The organism is Priestia sp. FSL H7-0729, assembly GCF_038005685.1.
Classification (GTDB): Bacteria; Bacillota; Bacilli; order Paenibacillales; family Paenibacillaceae; genus Paenibacillus.
This window is the reverse complement of sequence record NZ_JBBOTQ010000004.1, coordinates 204,622-229,251: the sequence shown is the minus strand read 5'-3', so window position 1 is coordinate 229,251 and position 24,630 is coordinate 204,622. Positions and strand designations below refer to the sequence as shown.

Here is a 24,630-nt window from a genome sequence, read left to right as displayed (position 1 = left end):
CTCACCTCAACTCCATATGCTTTGCACGAAGCTGACCGCAAGCGGCAGCAATATCATGTCCCTGTTCACGACGAATGGTTACATTAACACCCTGTTCCGAGAGAATCTTCTGAAAATTGAAAATATCGCTTCTTGATGTTCTTACGTACTTGCGTTCAGGTACATGGTTAACCGGAATCAGATTCACGTGGCACAACATGTTCTTAAGCACACTTGCCAGTTCTGCTGCATGCTCTGGCTGATCGTTAACGCCACCAATCAGTGCATACTCAAACGTAATTCTCCGACCTGTTTTGGCAAGATAATAACGAAGGGACTCCATCACATCTTCAAAAGGAAAACGACGGTTAACCGGCATCAATTTCGAACGAAGTGCATCATTCGGTGCATGGATCGAAATGGCGAGGTTAATCTGTGTGTCTTCATCTGCGAACTTGTAGATGTTCGGAACGATTCCGCTCGTTGATACTGTGATGTGCCGCTGACCAATGTTCAGACCTTTTTCATGGATCATAATGCGCAGGAAAGTCATCGTTGCTTCATAGTTTTCAAAAGGTTCACCCGAACCCATGATTACAATGCTGCTGACACGCTCGCCGCGTTCATCCAGAATTTTCTGAGCCTGTACTACCTGGGCAACAATCTCCCCAGCCGTAAGGTTTCGCTTGAGTCCACCCAATGTAGATGCACAGAATGTACAACCAATACGACATCCAACCTGTGTGGTTACACAGATGCTGTTCCCGTAGTTATGCTTCATAATTACGGTCTCGATGGCATGATCATCATGAAGACCAAAGAGGAATTTAACCGTTCCATCCTTGGATTCAAACTTTGTAATTTCCTTAAGCGTTACGAATTCAAATTGCTCTGTAAGCTTTTCACGCAATGGCTTGGACAGATTCGTCATTTCACTGAAATCATTCACACGTTTTACATAAATCCAGTCAAAGATTTGACCACCGCGAAACGCCGGCTCCCCGTTCTCAACAGCCCATTGCTGTAGTTGTTCCAGAGAATAATCATATATAAAAGGTTTCATTTTGTTGTCAACACCTATTCCTTCTTTTCTTTTCGTTTGGCTTCCTTCTTTTCGTTCCATTCGTCCTATTCTATCACAAAGACCACGTTACATCCATGTATACCCTTGATATCTGTACTTCATGCATTATAACACCTCAATGCCGCCATCGCACCCTGTCATCCCTTTTCTCTGACCAGAATGTCGAAGTCTCATCATAAAGAAATCCGCCGAAGTTCCCCTCGGCGGTCATGCTTCCGTGCTTTATTAAACTGTTATTTCGCTGTTTTTGTCAACCGTGCGATGAAAAATCCGTCACTGTGAGCGTATTGTGGCAAAATCTGAACGCCTCCGTTCACAACCTTCAAGTTCGCTGTCTCCGATTCAGACCAGACGGATACTTCTGCTGGACGATATTCCGGATGTCGATTCAAGAAGTCTGCAACCATATCTTCATTCTCAGCAGGCTCAATCGTACATGTGCTATACACCAAAATACCACCTGGTTTTAACAACGGCGCAACACGATCAAGCAGCTCACGCTGCAAGCCTGCGATATCTTCGATATCTTCTACGGATTTGGTCCATTTCACGTCTGGCTTGCGTCGAATAACACCGAGGCCGGAACATGGTGCATCCAGTAAAATACGGTCAAACGAAGCTTCCGGATACCGCTCATTCAGATCAAGAGCATCTCCAGTTACCGCATCGACACAGCTCAGACCTAGACGCTCCGCCTGATCCAGGATCAGCTGGCGCTTGTGAGCATGTACATCGTTAGCGATAATTCGACCACGATCGTGCATTTTCTCGGCCATGTGAGCTGTTTTACCACCTGGGGCTGCGCAGCAATCCAATACAAGTTGGTCTTCTTCTGGCGCAACTGCTTCAGCAACCAGCATGGAACTTTCGTCCTGTACAGAGAACAAACCATCCCGATACCAGGACGTTAGTGCCATATTCCCGCCACTGCGTACAAGAATTCCATCGGGACTCAACTTAGAAGCTTCAACGACTGCACCTGTGTTTGCCATCTCATGCATCAGTTTCTCCCGTGTGGTCATCGTTGTGTTTACTCGTACACTTACTGCTGGCGGCTCATTATTTGCACGACAGATGGCTTCCGCTGTCTCCTCACCGTACTGGGCAATCCAGCGTTCAACCATCCATAACGGGTGGGAATGCTCAAGTGAAATACGTTCGGCAACGGGCAGATGTTCTGGAATACGAAGTTCATCCCGATTGCGGATCATATTGCGCAGTACACCATTCACCATACCCGAGATTCCCTGATGGCCCAGTTTCTTCGCCAGATTAACCGCTTCGCTTACCACGGCATGCTCTGGTATCCGATCCAGGTATATCATCTGGTATACGCTGATTCGCAGCAGGCTGCGAACCCATGGTTGCAGTTTGGATACTCCTTTGGCGACGTAACGTTCCAGATAATAATCAAGTGTATTCAATCTAGCAATTGTTCCATACACCAATTCGGTAGCTAGTCCAGCATCCGCAGGACTTAAATCCGCCTCTTTCAGACGACGGTTCAACTCCAGATTACTGTATGCTCCATCTTGCTCAACAGCACTCAGAACTTTGACTGCCAATGCACGAGCAGATGTTTTCGGTTTCTGGGAGCGAGGTGCACCATTTGCGGAAGCATTTCCTGCGCCACCCGATTTCCCCGGATTCGGACGACGATTTCCTTCGCGCCCGGCTGCATTTGAGGAAGCTTTCTGACCTTGTCCTGACGAACGTCCTGATGTATTACCGCTCATCGCAGCACCGTTCCAGGTTTCAGTGTACCGCCACGGGCAAAGTCAGTGGCTTGCATCACCTTTTTGCCTGCTGGTTGCACTTCAGTCAACCAGAGAGACCCATCCCCTGTGCGAACTTCAATGCCTGCCTTGTTCGTTTGCAGCACGGTTCCCGGTTCTGCTTGTCCACTATCCGAAGAAGTTACCAGATCCACCTGATTGGGGTTAGCTGCAGCCCAGACTTTGAAGACCTGATCATCCCACATTGTGAATGCACCCGAAAATGGCACAAGGCCGCGGATCTGATTGAACAATTCACGTGAAGTTCGACTCCAGTCTATCTTCTCATCATCCCGAGTCAGATTGCGAGCATATGAAGCCTCGGCATCATCCTGAGGGATCGCCGTTGTCTCGCCTGCAATCAATCGTGGCATTTCTGTCTGAAGCAGTTTGGAACCAGCCTCACTTAATTTATCAAACATCGATCCTGACGTATCTTCATCCGTAATTGGCAGTTCCACACGCGAGATCATATCTCCGGTGTCCAGGCCTTCAGCCATATACATCAATGTGACTCCTGTCACAGATTCCCCGTTAATAATGGAACGTTGGATCGGTGCTCCTCCGCGATATTTCGGCAAAAGAGATCCATGCACGTTCACACAACCGCGAACAGGCATATCCAGCACGGCTTTGGGCAGAATCTGACCAAAAGCCGCGGTTACGATCAGATCCGGCTTCCATTCAGCCAAGCGGGCTACAGCTTCTGGATCACGTAATTTAACAGGTTGAAACACCGGCAGACCGTGGCGTTCTGCCGCGGCCTTAACCGGTGTTGGCGTAAGTACTTTTTTGCGTCCCTGTGGTTTATCAGGCTGAGTCACCACACCCACCACATTGTATCCCTCTGCCATTAGCATATCGAGAGAAGGAACTGCAAATTCAGGTGTTCCCATAAAAACAATATTCAAATCGATCACTCCTTAATTACGACGCGGTCCCGTTTGATCAGCTGCAATTTCGTACACTTTCTCGGCGACATCCGTAAAGAGTACGCCATCCAGATGATCAATCTCATGCTGGAATGCACGGGACAGCAAGCCACTACCCGTAATAATCAGCTCTTTGCCTTCACGATCCAGACCTTTAACCGTAACGGTCTCGAAACGGCGAACATCACCATTAATTCCAGGGATACTCAGACAACCTTCAGGTCCAAATTGTTCTCCCTCACTTGCAATGATCTCCGGGTTAATCATCTTGATCAGCCCTTGCTCATCACCTGCGTCGATAACAATCAGACGTTTCAAGATACCCACCTGCGGCGCAGCAAGACCTACACCTTCCGCATCGTACATGGTATCAGCCATATCATCCAGCAATTTTTGTACATTCGGTGTAATTTTGGTTACTTCTTTGGCTCTCTTGTGGAGCACCTCATCTGGTTCTTGCACGATAATGCGAATCGACATGTTGTAAGCACCTTCCTAATCCTCATCATAATTTCAGGACGATATTCTTTATTTTTTGGGTTTTCAATTTAATCTATGTTTATACCGCTTGTTTACATCCGCATTGCTGCAGAATGTTTACATTAACATTTGCGGGTCTACATCCAGACTAATGAGCAATTTCTGCGCCTGAACATCCTCATCCATGCGCCGGGCTGTTGCCAGAGCAAGTCCAATGGCGTCTACATCCCCACGCCATTTTATCATACATTGGAATCTGTATCTATTCTTGATCCGAGGAATCGGGGACGCTACCGGCCCTAGTACATCAAAGGCGTCATTGCTGAATCGATCCAGACTGCCGAGCCATCCGGCCGCATTAGCCTTCTCTTTCAGTATCCGCGTGTAGTTTTCGGCAAGACGAATCAACACGGGAAGCTGCTCATGCGAAAAGGTCACCAGAATCAGGCGACAGTAAGGCGGATATTGTAAATTCCGACGGTGCAGCAATTCCTCACGTACAAACGACACATAGTCATGCTTACTTGCATGGCCAATGGAGTAATGCTCCGGAGTATAGGACTGTACAAACACCTCACCAGGCAATTGGTGCCGACCAGCTCGGCCAGCGACTTGTGTTAGTAACTGAAACGTTTTTTCGGCAGCGCGAAAATCTGGCAAATTCAATGCTGAATCCGCTGTTATCACGCCAACCAGGGTCACATCCGGGAAGTCGAGCCCCTTCGCAACCATCTGGGTGCCCAGCAACACGTCTGCCTTTTTCTCACGAAACTGTTTCAACAGTTTCTCATGAGCCCCTTTTTCCGTTGTTGTATCCACATCCATACGTATGACCCGAATCCCCGGAAATAGCTTCGCAAGTTCTTCCTCGACCCGTTGTGTACCTGTGCCAAAATATCGAATATGCTCACTTCCACAATCCGGGCACACTTCCGGAGCCGCTTCCGCATAACCGCAGTAATGACAACGGAGATTATTCGAGCGCTGATGATACGTCAATGAAATATCACATTCGGGACAGCCTGCCACATAACCACAACTTCGGCACATGACAAAGGTCGAGTACCCACGGCGGTTCAACAGAAGCACCGTCTGTTCACCACGTTCCAAACGCTCCTCCAGCCCTTTGTGCAAAGCCCTGCTGAACATGGAGCGATTCCCATCCTTCAACTCTTCGCGCATGTCAACGATTCGCACTTCGGGCAGCTTGTTGCCCAGTGCCCGCGTTGGCATCTCCAGCAAGAGTGGTGCAAAATTGTCGTTGCTCTGCGAGCGTGCCGCATAGTAACTTTCCAGCGAAGGTGTCGCTGAACCCAGAACAACCACGGCCTGGTGTTGCTGTGCTCTTTTTACCGCTACATCCCGGGCATGATATTTTGGCGTTTCCTCCTGTTTGTAGGAAGTCTCGTGTTCCTCATCCATAATGATCAACCCAAGCCGACTGAATGGAGCAAATACGGCTGAACGCGCCCCAATTGCCACCTTCACCTGACCCTCACGAATCTTGCGCCATTCATCATAACGTTCACCGCCAGACAGACGACTGTGCATGACAGCAACCTGATTGCCGAACCGCCCTTTAAAACGTTCTACCATCTGTGGTGTCAGCGCGATTTCAGGCACAAGCACGATAGCCTGCCGATCCTGCTCGATACATCGTTGAATGGTTTGAAGATAGACTTCCGTCTTGCCGCTTCCCGTAACACCATGTAGCAAAAACACCCCGTGGCGTTGTTCCTGCAATCGGCCATTGATATTATTGTAGACATGTTTTTGCTCATCGGTCAGAACCAGCGGTTCAGTCGCTTTGAACTTCCTGCCCTGATAAGGATCACGAAAGACTTCAACGTCCTCGGTGACGATCAATCCCTTTTCCTCAAGACCCTTCATCGTTGCCGCTGATACCTGCAGGGTAGATAACACTTCTTTCATCGGCATAGGCAACAGTTCTTTCATTTCCAGCAAAAAAGCCAAAATCTCCTTCTGCCGCTGTGCTTTCGCCGGGAATGATGCAAGTGCTTCCTGAGCAACAGCCACATCTACAGCCAGATCTACAGACTTCATTGTTTTTTTATTCAGCTTGTCCTTGATGGCCTGACTCTCCAGCAGCACACCACCGAGCAATAATTTCTTAATTAGTGCAGCATGATTGGGATATTTTCGACTCAATTGTTGCAACGGTACCTGACCCCGACTTTTGACAAAACGGATGATATCCTGCTGCACTTTCTCGTTCGTAGACTCTTCTCCCCAAACAAATAACACCTCATCATCCGGTTGTGCACCCGCCATCTGTCCATCAAGTGCATCTCCCAGCGAGATGTATCGCTCTGCTTTTCCTTTCAATGCGGTCGGTACCATGACCTGCAGAGACAGAATCCGGTTACTGGCATAACGCCCACTCATCCATTCGGCCAACTCCACCAAATCCTTTGACAATGGGGGAACGATGTCCAGCAATTCCTGAATCTGCTTAAGCTTGAATGTTTCCTCTCCGGTACGCGGCACAAGATCAATCACGAATCCCTGCACCGTCCGATGACCAAAAGGTACACCCACCCGGCTGCCAATCTCGATCCATTCCCTCATCGATTCAGGTACCAGGTAATCAAACGGCCGGTCTGTTTCCTTCACGGGAACATCGACTATGACCTTGGCAATCTCCATATCCTAATTCCTCCCGGCAATGCGCTCCGCCGCAATCCGGAGCAACCGTTGAGCCACATCATCCTTGGCCATCACTGGAAGCTCCTCCACCAAACCTTCCCGGTCATAGATATGTACCGCGTTGGTGTCTGTTCCAAATCCTGCACCCGTGCGGGTTACGTCATTGGCTACGATCAGATCACAGTTTTTCCGTTCCAATTTCTCACGTGCATACCTCTCAACGGACTGAGTCTCCGCAGCAAAACCAATCAAAAACTGATGGGTTTTCTGCTTACCCAGCGTTTCAAGAATATCTATATTTTTAACAAGTTCGAGCGACAGCGTGTCGCCTTTCTTCTTGATCTTCTCGGTATAAACTTCCTTTGGACGATAATCGGCAACTGCCGCCGCCTTAACCACGATATCAGCATCGTCCCACTCGCGTGTTACCGCTTCAAACATATCCTGTGCAGACTGTACAGAGATCAACTCAACGTTTTCCGGTGGCTTGGCTTGGGTACTGCCCATAACCAATTTTACCTCTGCCCCCAGATCACGCGCAGCTGCGGCTATGGCAAATCCCATTTTGCCAGATGAATCGTTCGTAATGTATCGTACGGGATCAATGCGCTCAATCGTACCTCCAGCCGTAACTACAACCTTTTTGCCATGTAACAATGAAGCTTGTCCCTGCTGGCTAATGTCTGCAGACTCGCGCTGTTCAAAGAAACGTTCCACCACATCCACAATGCTCTCCGGTTCTTCCAGACGTCCCTTGCCCACATATCCACACGCAAGCAGGCCTTCACCCGGTTCAATCATCATGGCACCCCGTTCAACAAGCAGGTTCATATTATGCTTTACAGCTGGATGATCATACATATGCACATTCATCGCTGGAGCAATCATGACAGGGGCTGTCGTGGCAAGAAGCGTCGTGGAGAGCATATCATCTGCCATGCCATGTGCCATCTTGGCAATCACATTCGCTGTAGCCGGAGCAACCAGAACCAGATCAGCCAGGTCGGCCAGATGAATGTGGGATACGACTGCTGGCTCACGCTCATCAAATGTATCGGTATATACGGTGTTTCGGGTCAACGTTTGCAGCGTTAATTCGGTAATAAACTGTGTAGCGGAAGCTGTCATAATTACATGAACATCGGCTCCCTTTTGCACCAGTCTGCTGCATAATGTTGCCGCTTTGTAAGCGGCTATGCCGCCTGTCACACCAAGCACGATTTTTTTTCCGTTCAACATGTTTATTTCCCCCGATATTTATACGACGTCTAAGTAAGATTCCGTTAAAATATGCTTATTCGTAAAAAAATAACAACCTCGCGGTTGTCAATTAATCCGGCTTGCGCCGTATGCAGTTGAAGAGCAGCCGCAAGCGGCTTACTCTTCTTCTTCGTCCTGTCCTTTGATGACAACGAGCAGGTCTCCATAGATTTCTTCCAGTGCAACGCCAACTTGTTTATGGGATCTCGCACCTCTTAAATCCGTTTTTTCACCTTCACGTAGCTGTCTAGCCCGGCGGGAAGCAGCAACAACAAGGGAATACTTGCTGTCGACTTTGTTCATCATTTCATCAATAGAAGGATACAGCATATTAACAAACACCTCTTCGCATTAGTATAATCGCAAGTTGCCGCCTGACAGAACAGATGTGGCATGTCTTCACATCCCGGCATTCCCAGAAGGAGTGCTTCAGTACATGATATGACAACTGCCCCACTTATATCGCATTCTGCAGCGGCAAAAGGGATTATTTATTGATCTTACAATGTTCGGCGATTATGATGCTTTCTATTCTCTTGCACGCCAAATCAATTTCATCATTAACAACAGCGTAATCATACTGCTCCAGCAGACTGATCTCATCGACCGCCACGGACATCCGGTGATCAATGGTCGCTTGGCTTTCGGTACCACGTCCCTGAATGCGATCTTTCAGCTCGTCCAATGAAGGAGGAAGCAGGAAAACAAAGATGCCTTCCGGGAATTTCTCTTTCACTTTTAACGCGCCTTGAACCTCAATCTCCAGAATGATGTCGCGGCCTTCGTTAATCGTTTTCTCGACAAAATCACGCGGTGTCCCGTAATAATTACCAACATACTCCGCATGTTCCAACAGTTGATCTTCAGCAATCATGTTCTGGAACTCTTCATGACTTCTGAAGAAATAGTTCACACCATGTTCTTCACCCAGACGAGGCTGACGGGTTGTCGCCGATACAGAATAGATCAATTCCGGCACCCGTTTGCGCAAAGCGCTGCATACCGTACCCTTCCCGACCCCAGATGGGCCGGACAACACTACCAGTAATCCCTTAGACATATTACACTCCATTTTATTCGTCGTTATCATCATCTTTCGAAGAAAGACGATGGGCGACCGTCTCAGGCTGAACTGCAGACAGAATGACATGATCGCTATCCGTAATAATAACGGCACGAGTACGTCTTCCATACGTTGCATCAATCAGCATGTGGCGATCTCTTGCCTCTTGTATAATTCTCTTGATCGGCGCCGATTCCGGACTCACGATGGATATAATCCGGTTCGCCGATACGATGTTACCGAATCCAATGTTAATGAGTTTGATTGCCATAATCAGGTTCTTCCCCCTATACATGCGACTCTTTTGCCGAAATTTGGACGTTCATTCGATATTCGCCGCTTGCTCACGAATCTTCTCCAGCTCCGCCTTCATCTCGACAACACGATTCACCAGAGCCAAATGGTTGGCTTTTGATCCAATCGTATTGACTTCCCGATTCATCTCTTGAATTAGAAAGTCCAACTTACGACCTACGGGCTCATCACTCTTCAGCAGTTCCCTGCTCTGTCCAAAGTGACTCAGTAGTCGTGTAAGCTCCTCTTCTATGTTAGAACGATCGGCAAACATTGCAATTTCCATACCCAATTTATGCTCATCAAAAGGGAAAGAGCCTTCTTCCTGCATTTCCGTAAGCCTCTGTCTTAACTTGTTGCGATAATCACTTACCACAGTTGGTGCAAGATCAAGCATCTCGGTATGCAGTGACTCCAGACGGGTAATCCGTCGTTCCAGATCACTGGCCAGATGAAGACCCTCGCGAGCGCGCATCTGTTCAAGGCTGGACAGAGCCTCTTTCAATCCTTCCTGCAGTACTCGCTCCCATTCGTCCTTCTGCTCTTCGGGAATGGAACTTGTCCCATCCGAATGAACCATGACGTCCGGCAGTCCAAGCATATCCACAATACTTGGTTTGCCCTGCATTCCATATTGGGTTTCCAGTTGCTCTGCAGCCTGCAGATAGGCCCTGACCGTCTGTTCATTCAGAACAGCGGGAAGAGCCTGGTCTTCCTCTTTTTCTTTCATTACATAAACATCAATCCGTCCACGTTTCAAACGACTCTGTACGATTTTCCTCAAACCGTCTTCATAATACGTCCACTCTCTTGGCAAACGCATCATCACTTCGCAATAACGATGATTAACAGATTTGATCTCTAATTGTACCTTATAGCCGCCAAAATGAAAGGCGGATTGACCGTATCCGGTCATACTGAATGACATCGGCATCACATCCGTTTTACTATTGTAATTGATTATTAGGGTTGAAACAAGTAGGACATTGATGCTCCGACTTCTCCCATACGTATTGAGTCAGTTCTGCCGTCATGCCGTAGAACATAAACGGTGTCATAAGATAGATGCCTTTAAAATGCGCTGTTGCTACGTCCAGCAGTTCCTTGGCAATTTTTACCCCCATCGCACGGCCCTCTTCGCCTTCCAGACCTGCCATACGGGAGCGCACTTCATCCGATAGCTGAATTCCGGGAACTTCATTATGCAGGTACTCTGCATTCCGTCCACTTGCCAGTGGCATTACACCTACAAATATAGGCACATCCAGGTGTTTGGTCGCTTCGTGCATTGCCACTATTAACTCCGGGTCATAGACAGGCTGAGTCATGATGTAATCTGCGCCAGAGGCAATTTTCTTCTCCAGACGCTGCACGGCTTTATCCAGATATTTCACATTGGGATTAAATGCCGCTCCGATGACAAAGCCCGCTTTCTGTTTCAGCGGTTTACCCGAGAAGGCCACACCATCGTTCAACTGTTTGATCATACGTATGATTTCAAAAGAGGTCAGATCGTATACCGAGCTTGAACCCGGCAGATCGCCAAATCTTGCAGGATCCCCTGTCACAGCGAGTACGTGATTAATACCCAGTGCATCAAACCCCATCATGTGGGACTGCGTTCCAATCAGATTCCGGTCACGGCAGGCAATATGCACCAGTGGACGGAGACCCGTGCGATCCTGAACGAGATGCCCCAGCGCCATGTTGCTCATCCGTGTAACCGCTAGAGAATTATCGGCCAGTGTCAGGGCATCGGCTCCTGCTGCCTTTAGTGTCTCCGCACCTTTCATGAACTTGGCAATGTCCAAGTCACGCGGCGGGTCAAGTTCAACAATGACCGTGTGACGCTGCTTAACCAGATCGACAATCGTAGGCTGACCTCCACGTCCGGAGCGCTCATCCACATGTTCATGCAGCACAATACGCGCTTTGGATTCTGACGGATCAGGCTCCAAAATAGGTGAAGGCACGTAGTCAGCAAGCGCTTCTTTCATAGCGGTAATATGATCAGGTGTCGTACCACAGCAACCGCCGATAATACGAGCGCCCAGCTCGGCAAATTGCACTGCCGTCTGACCAAAATACTCCGGAGTCGCACCATAACGGAACTGTCCATCGACATAATCCGCTGCACCCGCATTCGGATAGACTGACATGGGAATACCGATACGTCCGGAGACGGTTTCCATGGCACGCATGATTCCGTTTGGACCTGAGCGACAGTTAAAACCGATCACGTCCGCACCCTGCTCCCGCATGATCCGGAATGCTTCGGGCATTGTATATCCGTCCAACGTGTGTCCTACATCCTCTACCGCAAACTGTCCTATCACGGGCAGATCACTTAGCTTTCGCGCTTGCAAAAGGGCAATATCCATTTCCTCGATATCATAGAAGGTCTCAAGCAGAATGCCATCCACGCCTTCATCAAGCAGTGCAAAGATCTGTTGTTGATAGAAGCGTTTCAATTCACTTGTGGAGACGTTTGTCCGCTTACCGCCGCGAATAGAGCCTACTGCACCAAGCACATAACCGGTATCTCCAGCCACCTCTTTGGCAATACGAACGCCGGTACGGTTTACATCCTCCACCTTGGACTCCAAACCGAATTTGGACAACTTGTCATAATTCGCAGAATACGTATTCGTTTCAAATATCTCTGTACCTGCGTCCCGATAACGGCGATGTACTTCCGCCACCACTTCAGGTGAAATCAAGTTTAATTCTTCATATGAAATCCCTACCGGGAATCCCATTTGGTACAGAAACGTTCCCATGGCCCCATCTCCAATGAGAACTCGTTCCTGCATAACTTTGCGCAAATCCGCCTTCATCCCTTTTCCCCCCGCCTAGCTGTGATCATTTTCATACTAATGTAACACAAAAAACGCTACCAAAAGAAGAAAAACAAAGGTTTTTGTTGAATATCCAGCTCATATGGACTTTCTTTCCACATATCCCCCAATATGTCTCTGTACAGGAGACACACACTGTCCTTTAACAAAAAAAAGAGGCCCGCAGGCCTCTTGGGTTACACTGTTCTCTTAAATTATGATGTAACTCCCTTGAAAACAACTTCGGCTGGTCCAGTCATGTATACATGATTGTCAGCTTCATTCCACTCAATGTGGAGATCCCCACCCTTGAGGCTAATGACGGCTGTGCGATCTGTATGTCCATTCAGGACAGAGGATACGAGTGTTGCACAAGCTCCGGTTCCACAAGCAAGTGTTGGACCCGCTCCGCGTTCCCATACACGCATGTCCACATATCCACGATCGCGAACTGTGGCAAATTCCACATTGATTTTTTTCGGGAACATGGGATGTACTTCAAGAAGTGGGCCCCAAGTCGTGAGATCAAAATTAACAGCATCATCCACATAGATCACCGCATGAGGGTTACCCATGGATACGGCAGTGAATTTGAACGCATGTCCATTGGCTTCAATGTAGTGATCAACCACTGGATTGGCATCTACCGTTGTAGGCACTTGAAGACCGTTCAGAATCGGCTCACCCATATCCACACGAACCGTTTCCACTTTACCATCACGAATGTTGAGAGTCACAGGTTGTACCCCGGCACCAATCGTTTCAATGGTAATCTGCTCCTGGCTGACATGACCATGATCGTATACATATTTGGATACACAACGGATGGCATTACCGCACTGCTCTGCTTCCGAACCATCCGAATTCATGATACGCATCTGAAAGTCCGCCTTCTCCGAAGGCAGTATATAAACCAGGCCGTCCGCACCAATACCGAAGAAACGGTTGCACCATTTCACAGCCAATTCTGCTGCATCTGCCGGAAGTTCCTTTTCACCAAATACAACGATAAAATCATTACCCAGTCCATGCATTTTCGTAAATTCCATCATCTTGCCCACTCCTTTTGGCAGTCTGCTGCCAAAGCTATATTCTTGCTCTTCTACAGGATTACCATAGAAATTCATATTCAACATGTACACAAAAAAGCTATCCTGCAAAATGCCAAAGCTACCGCTTTGAATCATTTTGAGGATAGCATAACGAAATAGGTAAGGAAAAGGTATTGATTTTATGCTGAAAACTTTGTACTTTTCGGTACGAAGCGTCCAGAACCACCCATACGGCGGCGGTTACGACGACCACCCCACACGCTGCCCGCGCCCATAAGGAAGGTTGGAATGCCTGCCGCAACGATACAGATCGCCCATTCACGCAAGCCCAGCGGCACGGTTTTGAAGATTGGCTGCAGCGGCTCAACGTACATGACAACAAGCATCAGTACAACCGATGAAATTACAGCAAGAACGAGATATTTGTTTTGCAGTGGATTCCGGTGGAAGATGGATCGCGAACTGCGGCAATCAAAGACATGAATGAGCTGCGCCAATACGAGTGTAGCGAAAGCCACAGATTGTGCTTTGATCAATTGACCCGGGTTATCTGGCGCAGCCTGAAGGGTAAGCCAGAACGCTCCGAGTGTACATAGTCCAATCAATACACCCCGGCTGACAATTTTCCAACCCAGTCTGCGGGCAAAAATGTTTTCCTTGGCACCACGGGGTTTGTGTTCCATTAAATCTTTTTCTGGCTGATCCACCCCGAGCGCCATTGCAGGCAAACCATCCGTCACCAGGTTAACCCACAAAATCTGAATAGGCACGAGTGGCAGGGGCAAGCCCATCATCATTGCAAAGAACATGGTCAAAATCTCACCCACGTTTGATGCCAGCAAATAACGGATAAATTTTCGAATGTTCTCATAAATATTACGACCTTCTTCAATCGCAGCCACAATCGTTGAGAAGTTATCATCACTCAGAATAAGCGCCGAAGCTTCCTTCGTGACATCCGTTCCTGTAATGCCCATCGCGATCCCAATGTCAGCCGCTTTAATCGCCGGAGCGTCGTTCACCCCATCCCCCGTCATGGCAACGACATGTCCTTTGCGCTGCAAAGATTTCACGATGCGAAGCTTATGTTCAGGAGACACTCTTGAGAACACATAGATGCCCTCTACCTGTTTATCCAGTTGCTCATCCGTCATACCTGCCAGCTGCTGACCACTTAGAGAAGCACCACCGCGTGGAAGAATCCCGAGTTGATGAGCAATGGCTTCTGCCGTTGTACCATGATCACCTGTGATCATGACAGTTCGTATCCCCGCCTTGCGGCATGTTGCAATCGCATCGCGCACTTCCCGACGCGGCGGATCAATCATGCCTGTAAGTCCCACGAATACAAGCTGACTCTCGGCGGCGTGTTCGTCAGCCACTTTTTCTTCCGGACGTACTTCACGGTAGGCCATTCCTAGGACACGTAGTGCCGCTCCGGCCATGCTCTCGTTGGCTGCCATCACTTTCTGCCGCAGTGTTCCAGTGAAAGGTACAACTTTACCTTCCCACAAAATATAACTGCAGTGTCCGATCAACACATCCGGTGCACCTTTGGTGTAGATCATTCGACCTCCCTGATGATGAACCAGGACCGACATGCGTTTGCGCTCTGAATCAAACGGGAACTCCTGCTCCCGGGCATACAGCTCTTTGAGGCCAGCAGGAGTAAGCCCCATTTTGGAGGACAGTGTGACGAGCGCCCCCTCCGTCGGATCACCCTTCAACTCCCAGAATACGTTGTCACGCTTAACCGTTTCTTCTTGGAGATCCCCTTTTTTCGTACTTTTCTTGCCGTCCTTTTTGTTATCCTTGCCCTTTTTCTTGCTTCCAGACTCGTTTGCAACGGTCTCCACAATACTGGCATTGTTGCAAAGCGCACTAATCTGAAGCATTCTCCGCAGGGACTGATCACTCTTCAGTTCCACCGTTCGGCCGTTCTCCAGCATCTGCCCTTCAGGTGCATAACCATCCCCGGTAACCTTGATGCTGCGTCCCTCCAGCCATACATCCGTTACCGTCATCTTGTTTTGGGTGAGCGTGCCTGTCTTGTCCGAACAGATTACGGATGCACAGCCAAGCGTTTCGACAGAAGGCAGTTTGCGTACAATGGCTTTACGTTTAATCATACGCTGCACGCCTAGTGCGAGTGCAATGGTTACAATGGCCGGCAGCCCCTCCGGTATGGCAGCCACTGCAAGACTGACTCCTGCCAGAAACATGCCAACGGCTGGTTGTCCGTGCAATATGCCTGCGACGACAACCATAATGGTTAATCCCAATGCGACAAAAATCAGAATTTTGCCCAGTTGTTCCAGCCTGTGCTGTAACGGTGTTTCCTGCTCCTCCGTATTCTGGATCAGATCGGCGATTTTGCCCATCTCTGTCTCCATTCCCGTACGGATAACCACACCTTTGGCTGTACCACGAGTGACCATGGTACCCATAAAACCAATATTCTTCTGATCACCCAGCGGAACGTCCTCATCGGCAATCGGAAGGCAATGTTTGCTTACGGGAACCGATTCCCCGGTAAGTGCCGACTCCTCCACATCCAGACTGTTCGTTTGCAGCCAGCGCACATCAGCCGGGATGCGGTCCCCACTCTCCACCATGACAATATCCCCGGGCACAAGTTGTTTGGCGGCAAGATGTACTTCCTGGCCTGAACGAAGTACTTTGGCAAGAGGTGCAGACAACTGTTTCAATGCTCGAAGAGATCGTTCAGCCCGAAATTCCTGTACAAATCCCAGAATCGCATTCAGTACAATAATGGCTACAATCGTTACCGCGTCGAGATACTCACCCAGCAATCCGGATACCAACGTTGCTCCCATCAACACCAGCACCATAAAATCCTTGAACTGATTCAAGAGCAATGTAATCGGAGATATACGTTTCCCCTCGCTCAGCTCATTCGAACCGACCACTTTCCTCTTCTCTGCTACAGCTTCATCCGTCAAACCTTCCTGTGGGCTGACGCCAAGAGTGTTACGAAGCTCTTCATCACTAAGTTGATGCCACTTGGTATGTTCCATGCTTCAAGTTTCCCTCCCAGTCTGTATTTCATCTGCTAAATAAGCTCACATGCTTCACCGGCGTGCTGGTCGACAGGCTGTACACTATGCCGGACAAACTACCTGCTCTATATGTATTCGGACAGGTCTGTGATTAGCACCCGGAAGGTGAATCCTTTCCCTGATGGACAGAATAGGCTAAAATAAAAGTCTGCGATCTTCTGCGCAGTACCAATTCCAGCGTTCAACAGGTAAGCAACGAAGAATCTGCAGCCAGTCCTTGTTTTTTTACATACCTGGTTGCACGTTTTAGTTATATAGATGAAGCATTTGGCATGATATATGCTGATGCTCGATAGAGAGAGGAAGTGGAAAAAATGGCATTGGACGGCATCGTAACACGGGCCATTGTTCATGAATTGCAAGGCTGCATTGGTGGACGTATCAGCAAGATCCATCAGCCGAATGGCCATGACGTAGTTCTCACACTGCGTGCTCAGCGCGGTAATAGTAAATTGCTTGTTTCGGCAAGCCCAACATATCCCCGTGTGCATTTTACGGAAAAGACATTCCTTAACCCTACGGAAGCACCCATGTTCTGCATGTTGCTCCGCAAGCACTGTGAAGGTGCAATCATTGAGGAGATCCGTCAGATTGGCATGGAACGTATCATTCACATCGACGTGCGCCAGCGCGACGAACTGGGAGATGTTTCGGTTAAACGGATCATCATTGAATTGATGGGACGTCACAGTAATATTATTTTGCTTGATCCCGTTACAGGAACGATTCTGGATGGTATTCATCATGTGACTCCGTCCATCAGCAGCTATCGGGTCATCATGCCAGGTTTCGCGTATACTGCCCCACCTGAGCAACATAAGAGTAATCCGCTCGAAGTGAGCCGTACAGCATTCGAGGACAGCTATCAAGCCGTTGAAGAAGAGGCATCACGCTGGCTTGTGAACTCCTTTAGCGGTCTTAGCCCGTTAATTGCTGGAGAGATTGCTGCCCGTGGGATTGCTGCTGAAGGCAAAGGGAACACTCCGACTGTGGTTGAGGGTGAGGGCCGTGTTGAGGCCAGTGCACTCTGGAACGCTTTTGAAGCCGTGATGGGACCTGTCAGAGATCATCTCTACACGCCTGTAACTGGAATGAACGCCAAAGGCAAAATGATTTTCTCCGCCGTTCATCTTGAGAGCATTCAAAACTTGGAGAAAACGTATGACACGATGAGCAAGTGCATGGAAGATTATTATGGAGACAAGGCTGAACGGGATACGGTTAAACAGCGAGTAAGTGATCTGCTCCGTTTTCTTCAGAATGAGCGAAGCAAGAATATCAAAAAGCTGGACAACCTGAACAAGGATCTGCTGGAAGCAGACGATGCGGACAAGTTCAGACTATGGGGTGAATTGCTATTTGCCTCCCTGCATCAGGTCCACAAAGGGGACAAGAGCGTGGAGCTTGTGAACTTCTACGACGAAGACCAAGCCAACATTACCATTCAGCTTGATCCGCTGCTCACACCGTCTGACAACGCACAACGTTATTTCAAGCGGTATAACAAATACAAAAACAGTCTGGCTGTCATTCATGAGCAGCTTGGCAAAACCAAAGACGAAATTGACTATCTGGATAACCTGTTACAGCAGCTATCCATTGCATCGATGAACGACATTGAAGAAATACGGGACGAGCTTGTGCAGCAAGGATACCTTCGTGACCGCAATAAAAAGGGTAAAAAGAAGAAGAAAAGTGATCGTCCGACCGTACACCAGTTTACCTCCTCAGAGGGAATTGATATTCTTGTTGGCAAAAACAACCTCCAGAACGAGTACGTGACGAATCGCCTCGCTTCTTCCAACGACACCTGGCTGCATACCAAAGACATTCCAGGCTCACATGTCGTTATTCGCAGTACGGACTTTGGTGAAGCTACATTGGAAGAAGCAGCACAGCTTGCTGCCTACTTCAGCCAAGCCAAGGAGTCCAGCAGTGTGCCTGTGGATTACACGTTTATCCGTCATGTACGCAAACCAAGTGGTGCAAAGCCAGGATTTGTCATCTATGATCATCAGAAGACCTTGTTCGTCACGCCAAATGATGAATTGATCAAGAGTCTGCCCTCCACCATTAAAAATGGATAAAGGCGAAGCCTGTAAATGATTAGTTCAACTTATATAGAGATGTAAAAGTAACAAAGAAAACTCCCCTGAGCATTAACGGTTCAGGGGAGTTTGTTATTTATTTGAATGATGTATGAAGATGAAGCACAGCTAATTCCTTCCTTTCAGATTGAATACTAATTCATTTACATGTATAATAATTCAATTCTTACGAATAAATTTATTGTTAAGGAAGTGTACCATGCCCACACATATCAGAGAAACTCAACCTGATGATCTGAAACCTCTCACTGCATTAATGCATGACTATGTGGTAGGATTCTACAACAACCCCTGGCCCGGTGATCAATCCATCCAGCTTTTGATCAACAACCTGCTTAATCAGCAGATCGGTGCTCAATTCGTGGCAGAGCAAGACGGGGAGCTTATCGGATTTTCAACCTTGTTCTTTACCTACAGCACGATGAAAGCAGAGCGTGTCGCCATCATGAATGACCTATTTGTTACGGAAACATTCAGAGAAGGCGAAGCAGAAGCAAAATTATTTGCACACTGTCAACAGTTTACGCGTGATCATGGCTGTGCATATATGTCATGGATCACAGCAGTGACCAATGAACGGGCACAGAAATTATTCGATCGTCTTGGAGCTACACGTGGCGATTGGGTCAACTATTCGATCACATAGACACTTTTTTCATACAAAAAAAGGGACATGAATACATGCAGGCTAGTCTGCTATGTTTCCATGTCCTATACTCATTTGACCCTGAAATATAACCTAATAAAGCAAAGAACCATTTATATTCTAATAGCACTCTAGTACATCACTATTATAGTCCTTGTTGTTGTGAGGCAGCTGCCTTTAGTTTTTCCAACACATCTACTGTTACCGTCTTGCTGCCAAGATCCCCATGAAAAACAACACCTTGCCGTTCTCCATGATAATCTGACCCACCTGTCTCAATAAGATCATATTCCCTAGCCATCTCAGTGTACCTGCGTTCCTCTTCCGGACCATGGTCCGAATGAAACACCTCAATACCATCCGGACGAGAGTCTTCAATGATGCGTCGTACCAATTCATCATCCTTATAGAGACCCGGATGGGCAATCACAGCGGCTCCGCCTGCGGCTCTGATCCACTCGCACGCGTCCTCTGGTGCAACACGGGGTACAGACACGAAGCCAGGCTTGCCTTCAGCAAGATATCGATCGAATGCATCCCGCATATCAACAGCGTAGCCTTTTTTCACCAGCACATCGGCCATATGTGGTCTGCCGATACTCTCATCCGGCTCTAACGGCCGTCCAAGCTCATCCAGTACCTCCTGCCAGCTGATATCAAGCCCAAGTTCCTGAAGCTCGGCGATAATCAGATGATTCCGCTCATCTCGCGCTTCTCGTAAGCCGCGCAACCGTTGCAGGAATGGCTCATCCTCCGTATTCACATAATACCCGAGCACATGAATATCTTTCCCGCCAGCCCGTGTGCTGATCTCCACTCCGGCCACAACATCAATACCGTACTCTTTTCCTGTTTGCTGCGCTTCCGCTACACCGGCTACTGTATCATGGTCCGTTAGGGCAACCGCAGATAGCCCTTTTTGTTTGGCAAGCTTCACATTATCAGCAGGTGGCTGCATTCCATCCGATGCCTGACTATGGGTATGCAGATCACAGCGTCCTGTGCTTTGATTCACGTAACAGCAACTCCTTTCTTTCCAAATCTGGATTGTGATTAAATTTTATCTATCATTGAAGTTGTGAACGATTATGCCTTTTCCGTCTTGTGCTCCGGCTCAGGTTGCTCTTGTTGACGCAAATAGTTCAGGAAAGCCACTGCCGATAAGGGCAACAAGGACGATTTTAGATGAATGGCATAGAATTGCCGTTTGAATTCGAGTCCGCGGATATCCACAATATGAACAAGTCCCAGAGCCAGTTCATGCTGCACGGAAGAAGGAGATAACATCGTAATGCCTACCCCTGCCTCCACGGCTGATTTTACCGCTCCTGTACTGCCAAGTTCCATCACAACATTCATATCCTGAGGATCAATCTTTTTCTTCTGCAATTGGTCTTCCATCACCTGACGAGTACCTGAGCCCTTCTCACGCAGTACAAAGGGATAATTCATGACATCCTCAATATTTACTTTGCTACGCTTAGCCAGATCATGCCCGGCAGGTACAATCAGTTTCAGCTCGTCTTGCATGACAGGCTCTACAATCATGTCCGGATGGTGCACTGGCGCTTCAATCAGACCAAAATTAAGCTGGTGCTTCAATATATCATCCATAATTTGTGTTGTATTCATCACTTTCATGACGATGGAAATATCCGGATATTGAAGTGCAAATGGTCCGAGCATGCGTGGAAGCACATATTCCCCGATCGTTAAACTGGCTCCAAGCTGGAGGCGGCCCTGTAACATCTGGGTAAACGCTGACATCGCTTCATCCGTCTGCCTAACCAGCTCTACACTTCGTTTGGCATGAGGTAATAATGTCCGGCCCGCCTCGGATAATTCTATTTTTTTGGTGGAACGATGCAATAACTTGGTTCCAAAATAGTCCTCCAATGATTGAATCTGCATCGTTACCGCCGGTTGAGTCATATGTAATGCTTGTGCAGCAGCCGAGAAGCTGCCTTTCTCTGCTACCGTATAAAAAATATGCAATTGGTGAAAATTCATATCTTCGCCCCTCTTCGATTACACTCTCTATATTGTAGCCGATTTCCCGCTTGGCAACAAAAAAAGCATGCAGCTTGTCTGCATGCGATACGACTTGAATCTATGATTTCAACATATTGAATCTCATATTGAATCTAATCAACTTACTTATGCTTACGGCTATTTTTGACCAGCGTCATTCTTCTTGAATGTCTTAACCATGAATAGTATGACTTCAGGTCCCTTAATTCAATGGTCTCCGACATTCGTCCCAGAAACGTAACTACGATCATTTTGTGCAACGGATTGCCCGCAATATCATATTCTCCTTCAAGTTCGGAAAATTCGGCGACTACCACCAGATCCTCATCAATCAGGTATACGTCCTGTTCATTACGGTAGTATGGTGTTATACGGTCCTGCTTCAGACACTCCCATAACCACGCCGCAATATGGTCATCATCACTACGTGCAGGCTCAATACGGTCTGCATACCGCATCTTGGCATGATGGGTAATGACGATGTCGGCCACTTTCTTGTCTCCAAGAGCCACGAAAAACGGCTCGTAGGTGCTCCAACGTTGCATCACCTTATCACGCATGGGAATCACTCTCCACCAGATAGGACTTTCTATCTATTTATTACCAAATATATTACAACATTAGTCCCGCAACCTCAAGGCGTAAGTTTAACTTTTTTTCATTAAAGTCCATTTGTGCATAATTCAAGAAAAGAGCGACCCCAAAGGGTCCCTCCCATTTCTCGTCTATATTCCGTAAAAGCTTGTTTTGTCCATCGTTTTGCTGGCATACTCGGTTTTGATCTCATTACGATACGAGCGTTCAATCTTGCGCACATAGGAAAGTCGCTTCACGTTTTTCATCGTATCTTCTGCCCGTTCTGCATTAACATACATGACCACATAATGCATACGGCGGGAGATATAATGCACGGTGCCATATTTTTCGAGATTACGGGCAGCTTTCAAATCACTGACCCAAATAATGAATCCTGTCCTTTCCGCAAACATCATCGTTCCCCGCCCTTCTATACTGATTACTTAACTGCAACCACACTTGCCGCCACTACCGCAGCCGCCCTTCGGATTCGGATCATTGCTCGGTACCTTAATGGTCGTTGACACTGCAAATGCAATGGTCTCTGACATCTGGAATAACATATCATCCAGGGACTTCTCTGCCTGTTTGAAGCGGATTACCGCCTCGAAATTTTCCAACTCCTGTTCCAGCGCCTTCACCTGGTCTTTCGCTGCATGATAATCCGGGTGAAAATGACCGAAACGCTGTGTTTCTTCAAACAATTCCTTCTTGGCATTCAGCTTCCGAATCCCCATCTGAATCTCAGGAGTAGTCTCGACTTGCTGCTTCCAATATAAATAATCCGATACTTCGGCAGATTGGTTAATCATGTCGCCCAGTTCATATGCGCCCGTTAACACTTGGGCCATATCGACCGTGTTCATTTCCGCTACGCTCATGAAATATTCATCCTATCTATATATAAAGTTCTACTTAACGTAGACTACCTCATCATAGCATATCCATGAATAGTTAAGAAGAGTTTTTCCTGCAATTAGAAAGAGGGACTACTCGAAAATTCGCCTTTCAACCTGATATTCACGTAAAATAGTCAGGTTATGACATCATCTGGCAGGATTAGACGCATTGTATCCCACTCTGACGGAGAGAATGTACGCCATTCTGTCTCTAATGAATGTTCACTTGAATCCAGCAAGCACCAACCGCTTAAAGTCCATTGTTCATGACCTTCTACCTCATGTGGAATGAGGTATTGCGTACGATTTTCCTGTTGAATTCCCAGCTTGGTCTGCCACTCAACGGCTTTGGCAGCAATCTGTCGTGCGGTTGAACTATGATATCGACGCCACTCCCTGTACCAGGTCTCCGGTATCGCCTCCAATCCGAGCAGAGAGAACTTCTTCTCAATGACTGAATGATCACGCTCCAACCCATGCAGAGATGCAGGGACATCAACCAGACCTTGATTATCAGGTGTGTAGAAAGAAGAATGTACACTGTCCAACACTTCTTTTTCTAATAACTTCGGATCATCTGCGGAGTCTGTACACGCCTCTATTACCTCCATGTTGTTCCGATCCACAGGCAACGGTGCAGCATCCGTCTCCTTTCCCCAATCTTCCAACGCAATACGTACATTCTCCGGTATGCCTGTCAGAGCATATAGATCCAGAAACGCCATCATTTCATGTAATCCATAACCTCTGGCTATGGCAGAAACGAATCGTTCTCTCGTTATGCGATAGATGGACATCTGATCACGCGTCACCCGTTCTGCGCATTGCTCCAGCATCCAGATCACATCAGGACTTGCTTCTGGTGGCACCAACATTTCAAAATCAGGCTGCATGTGAAATCCACAGGGCCCCGCCTCACTTACCATCTCTTGTTCTTGATATAACAGAATCTGCGGTTCGATTAGCCAACGGAATGCAAGTTCTCCCGACTGATCTACTCCGACGTCGCCATAACCCCAACCAACCAGTGCGCTAAGCCAGCTCCTGACTCGTGATATCAATTCCGAATTCTCTATATGGCACCATATGTTTTTTTCTGGCGCAAGCACTGCCAATTGATAACGGAAATGCTGCAATGCCGGTTCAGCGTCTCCATACCTTTCCGTGCACGCTTGATATATCTCCCGATGCATCTGTCTCCATGAGAGCTTCAACCATTGTTGTAACCGATGGGCTATAATCTGAATTCGGCCATCGGACTTCTCAACCAGATTCAAACTGAGCATTAGATCGAGAAGAATCGCTACGTGGGTCGGATACACATCCGAATGTTCATATTGGATGCCCAAACCATCAAAGTCTGTGGAAGATAACACCGTGATCGCACTTAATTTTTTAACACTTTTCTTATGTATAGTGCCCTTGCCTGTCAAAGGAAGTCCTTCTCTTCCGATCCAAGCAATCACATGAAGTAGCTCAGCAGCTACATTCGGCTTTCCTTCTTGCACAACTTGAGCATTCATCATTAATTGTTTAACAGTTATACCCACTCTTTGCGTGTAAGCAATAGTCAATGTCTCCATCAGCGAAGCAGGAATATAGAATAAGCGTTCCCCCCAACCCTTATGAGCAGATTCAATCCATCTTTGCTGGCGAAGGTTGACGAATGAAGATTTGGCTTCTGCAACACTTAGTCCTTCAATGGCCCACTGTTCTCGCGGCAAGAGGGAGGAAAAAGGCTGACCGGCATGTTTGTGAAAAATTGCACCAAGCACCTTCTGCTCTACCAAAGTAAGCTTTGACCATGAATCAAGGTTCAGTACCACTGGCTCATCTTTTGGTCCAGATGAAGGCATATCCTATTCCC

General features: G+C 47.7%; 21 protein-coding genes. 2 read left to right on the top strand and 19 right to left on the bottom strand.

The window, feature by feature from the left end:
- Position 1 precedes the first annotated feature (1 nt).
- The 13 genes from rlmN to MHH93_RS12115 form a co-directional block, all read right to left on the bottom strand.
- Entirely contained in the window at positions 2-1,042 is a 1,041-nt protein-coding gene (gene rlmN / locus MHH93_RS12175; protein ID WP_036614609.1) for a dual-specificity RNA methyltransferase RlmN, read from the bottom strand.
- A gap of 254 nt (positions 1,043-1,296) precedes the next feature.
- Positions 1,297-2,799, bottom strand: a complete 1,503-nt coding sequence (rsmB, locus tag MHH93_RS12170) for a 16S rRNA (cytosine(967)-C(5))-methyltransferase RsmB (RefSeq protein ID WP_500054243.1) — start codon at positions 2,797-2,799, stop codon at positions 1,297-1,299.
- Positions 2,796-3,749, bottom strand: coding sequence for a methionyl-tRNA formyltransferase (gene fmt, locus MHH93_RS12165; RefSeq protein ID WP_500054242.1), 954 nt, complete (start codon positions 3,747-3,749; stop codon positions 2,796-2,798). The genes rsmB and fmt overlap by 4 nt, the downstream gene beginning before the upstream one ends.
- Positions 3,750-3,761: 12 nt before the next feature.
- Positions 3,762-4,250 carry a peptide deformylase gene (gene def, locus MHH93_RS12160; protein ID WP_017687449.1) on the bottom strand — a complete coding sequence of 163 codons (489 nt, stop codon included), beginning with the start codon at positions 4,248-4,250 and terminating at the stop codon, positions 3,762-3,764.
- A 117-nt stretch (positions 4,251-4,367) separates the two neighbouring features.
- Positions 4,368-6,917, bottom strand: a complete 2,550-nt coding sequence (gene priA / locus MHH93_RS12155) for a primosomal protein N' (protein ID WP_500054241.1) — start codon at positions 6,915-6,917, stop codon at positions 4,368-4,370.
- A gap of 3 nt (positions 6,918-6,920) precedes the next feature.
- Complete coding sequence (coaBC, locus tag MHH93_RS12150; RefSeq protein WP_500054240.1) at positions 6,921-8,156, bottom strand: bifunctional phosphopantothenoylcysteine decarboxylase/phosphopantothenate--cysteine ligase CoaBC; 1,236 nt, start codon at positions 8,154-8,156, stop codon at positions 6,921-6,923.
- Between the two features lie 138 nt (positions 8,157-8,294).
- Positions 8,295-8,507: a DNA-directed RNA polymerase subunit omega gene (gene rpoZ / locus MHH93_RS12145; RefSeq protein ID WP_036614619.1), complete on the bottom strand. Its 213-nt coding sequence runs from the start codon at positions 8,505-8,507 to the stop codon at positions 8,295-8,297.
- 157 nt (positions 8,508-8,664) lie between these two features.
- Positions 8,665-9,237 carry a guanylate kinase gene (gene gmk, locus MHH93_RS12140; protein ID WP_017687445.1) on the bottom strand — a complete coding sequence of 191 codons (573 nt, stop codon included), beginning with the start codon at positions 9,235-9,237 and terminating at the stop codon, positions 8,665-8,667.
- Between the two features lie 13 nt (positions 9,238-9,250).
- A complete protein-coding gene (remA, locus tag MHH93_RS12135; RefSeq protein ID WP_006209218.1) occupies positions 9,251-9,511 on the bottom strand; it encodes an extracellular matrix/biofilm regulator RemA in 261 nt (86 codons plus the stop codon).
- Positions 9,512-9,562: 51 nt separating this feature from the next.
- On the bottom strand, positions 9,563-10,462 hold the full coding sequence (locus MHH93_RS12130; protein ID WP_253439066.1) for a YicC/YloC family endoribonuclease: 900 nt from the start codon (positions 10,460-10,462) through the stop codon (positions 9,563-9,565).
- Positions 10,463-10,481: 19 nt separating this feature from the next.
- Positions 10,482-12,371, bottom strand: coding sequence for a bifunctional homocysteine S-methyltransferase/methylenetetrahydrofolate reductase (locus tag MHH93_RS12125; protein WP_500054239.1), 1,890 nt, complete (start codon positions 12,369-12,371; stop codon positions 10,482-10,484).
- A 215-nt stretch (positions 12,372-12,586) separates the two neighbouring features.
- On the bottom strand, positions 12,587-13,420 hold the full coding sequence (gene dapF / locus MHH93_RS12120) for a diaminopimelate epimerase (protein WP_500054388.1): 834 nt from the start codon (positions 13,418-13,420) through the stop codon (positions 12,587-12,589).
- A 182-nt stretch (positions 13,421-13,602) separates the two neighbouring features.
- Positions 13,603-16,461: a calcium-translocating P-type ATPase, SERCA-type gene (locus MHH93_RS12115; protein WP_500054238.1), complete on the bottom strand. Its 2,859-nt coding sequence runs from the start codon at positions 16,459-16,461 to the stop codon at positions 13,603-13,605.
- A gap of 356 nt (positions 16,462-16,817) precedes the next feature.
- Between MHH93_RS12115 and MHH93_RS12110 the strand changes: the two genes are divergently transcribed.
- Positions 16,818-18,590 (top strand): Rqc2 family fibronectin-binding protein, encoded by a 1,773-nt coding sequence (locus tag MHH93_RS12110; RefSeq protein WP_500054237.1) that lies wholly within the window; start codon positions 16,818-16,820, stop codon positions 18,588-18,590.
- A 220-nt stretch (positions 18,591-18,810) separates the two neighbouring features.
- Positions 18,811-19,257 (top strand): GNAT family N-acetyltransferase, encoded by a 447-nt coding sequence (locus MHH93_RS12105; RefSeq protein ID WP_500054236.1) that lies wholly within the window; start codon positions 18,811-18,813, stop codon positions 19,255-19,257.
- 145 nt (positions 19,258-19,402) lie between these two features.
- Here MHH93_RS12105 and MHH93_RS12100 read toward each other — a convergent pair whose 3' ends face one another.
- From MHH93_RS12100 to MHH93_RS12075, 6 genes are all read right to left on the bottom strand, one after another.
- On the bottom strand, positions 19,403-20,272 hold the full coding sequence (locus MHH93_RS12100) for a PHP domain-containing protein (protein ID WP_500054235.1): 870 nt from the start codon (positions 20,270-20,272) through the stop codon (positions 19,403-19,405).
- A gap of 71 nt (positions 20,273-20,343) precedes the next feature.
- Positions 20,344-21,267: a selenium metabolism-associated LysR family transcriptional regulator gene (locus tag MHH93_RS12095; RefSeq protein WP_500054234.1), complete on the bottom strand. Its 924-nt coding sequence runs from the start codon at positions 21,265-21,267 to the stop codon at positions 20,344-20,346.
- Between the two features lie 143 nt (positions 21,268-21,410).
- Positions 21,411-21,848 (bottom strand): hypothetical protein, encoded by a 438-nt coding sequence (locus MHH93_RS12090; protein ID WP_017687436.1) that lies wholly within the window; start codon positions 21,846-21,848, stop codon positions 21,411-21,413.
- A gap of 165 nt (positions 21,849-22,013) precedes the next feature.
- Positions 22,014-22,277: a YlbG family protein gene (locus MHH93_RS12085; RefSeq protein ID WP_095290540.1), complete on the bottom strand. Its 264-nt coding sequence runs from the start codon at positions 22,275-22,277 to the stop codon at positions 22,014-22,016.
- Between the two features lie 30 nt (positions 22,278-22,307).
- Positions 22,308-22,745 (bottom strand): YlbF/YmcA family competence regulator, encoded by a 438-nt coding sequence (locus MHH93_RS12080; protein WP_036614642.1) that lies wholly within the window; start codon positions 22,743-22,745, stop codon positions 22,308-22,310.
- A gap of 152 nt (positions 22,746-22,897) precedes the next feature.
- Positions 22,898-24,619 carry a helicase-associated domain-containing protein gene (locus MHH93_RS12075; RefSeq protein WP_500054233.1) on the bottom strand — a complete coding sequence of 574 codons (1,722 nt, stop codon included), beginning with the start codon at positions 24,617-24,619 and terminating at the stop codon, positions 22,898-22,900.
- Positions 24,620-24,630 lie beyond the last annotated feature (11 nt).

Excerpts from the sequence above, each read along its gene's own strand:
- MHH93_RS12125 (WP_500054239.1), bottom strand. The coding sequence starts at position 12,371 with ATGAAGGCGGATTTGCGCAAAGTTATGCAGGAACGAGTTCTCATTGGA.
- MHH93_RS12085 (WP_095290540.1), bottom strand. The coding sequence starts at position 22,277 with ATGTTTGCGGAAAGGACAGGATTCATTATTTGGGTCAGTGATTTGAAA.
- MHH93_RS12075 (WP_500054233.1), bottom strand. The coding sequence starts at position 24,619 with ATGCCTTCATCTGGACCAAAAGATGAGCCAGTGGTACTGAACCTTGAT.
- priA (WP_500054241.1), bottom strand. The coding sequence starts at position 6,917 with ATGGAGATTGCCAAGGTCATAGTCGATGTTCCCGTGAAGGAAACAGAC.
- MHH93_RS12115 (WP_500054238.1), bottom strand. The coding sequence starts at position 16,461 with ATGGAACATACCAAGTGGCATCAACTTAGTGATGAAGAGCTTCGTAAC.
- rlmN (WP_036614609.1), bottom strand. The coding sequence starts at position 1,042 with ATGAAACCTTTTATATATGATTATTCTCTGGAACAACTACAGCAATGG.
- MHH93_RS12130 (WP_253439066.1), bottom strand. The coding sequence starts at position 10,462 with ATGTCATTCAGTATGACCGGATACGGTCAATCCGCCTTTCATTTTGGC.
- MHH93_RS12105 (WP_500054236.1), top strand. The coding sequence starts at position 18,811 with ATGCCCACACATATCAGAGAAACTCAACCTGATGATCTGAAACCTCTC.
- gmk (WP_017687445.1), bottom strand. The coding sequence starts at position 9,237 with ATGTCTAAGGGATTACTGGTAGTGTTGTCCGGCCCATCTGGGGTCGGG.
- MHH93_RS12090 (WP_017687436.1), bottom strand. The coding sequence starts at position 21,848 with ATGCGTGATAAGGTGATGCAACGTTGGAGCACCTACGAGCCGTTTTTC.
- rsmB (WP_500054243.1), bottom strand. The coding sequence starts at position 2,799 with ATGAGCGGTAATACATCAGGACGTTCGTCAGGACAAGGTCAGAAAGCT.
- def (WP_017687449.1), bottom strand. The coding sequence starts at position 4,250 with ATGTCGATTCGCATTATCGTGCAAGAACCAGATGAGGTGCTCCACAAG.
- rpoZ (WP_036614619.1), bottom strand. The coding sequence starts at position 8,507 with ATGCTGTATCCTTCTATTGATGAAATGATGAACAAAGTCGACAGCAAG.
- MHH93_RS12095 (WP_500054234.1), bottom strand. The coding sequence starts at position 21,267 with ATGAATTTTCACCAATTGCATATTTTTTATACGGTAGCAGAGAAAGGC.
- remA (WP_006209218.1), bottom strand. The coding sequence starts at position 9,511 with ATGGCAATCAAACTCATTAACATTGGATTCGGTAACATCGTATCGGCG.
- dapF (WP_500054388.1), bottom strand. The coding sequence starts at position 13,420 with ATGGAATTTACGAAAATGCATGGACTGGGTAATGATTTTATCGTTGTA.
- MHH93_RS12080 (WP_036614642.1), bottom strand. The coding sequence starts at position 22,745 with ATGAGCGTAGCGGAAATGAACACGGTCGATATGGCCCAAGTGTTAACG.
- coaBC (WP_500054240.1), bottom strand. The coding sequence starts at position 8,156 with ATGTTGAACGGAAAAAAAATCGTGCTTGGTGTGACAGGCGGCATAGCC.
- MHH93_RS12110 (WP_500054237.1), top strand. The coding sequence starts at position 16,818 with ATGGCATTGGACGGCATCGTAACACGGGCCATTGTTCATGAATTGCAA.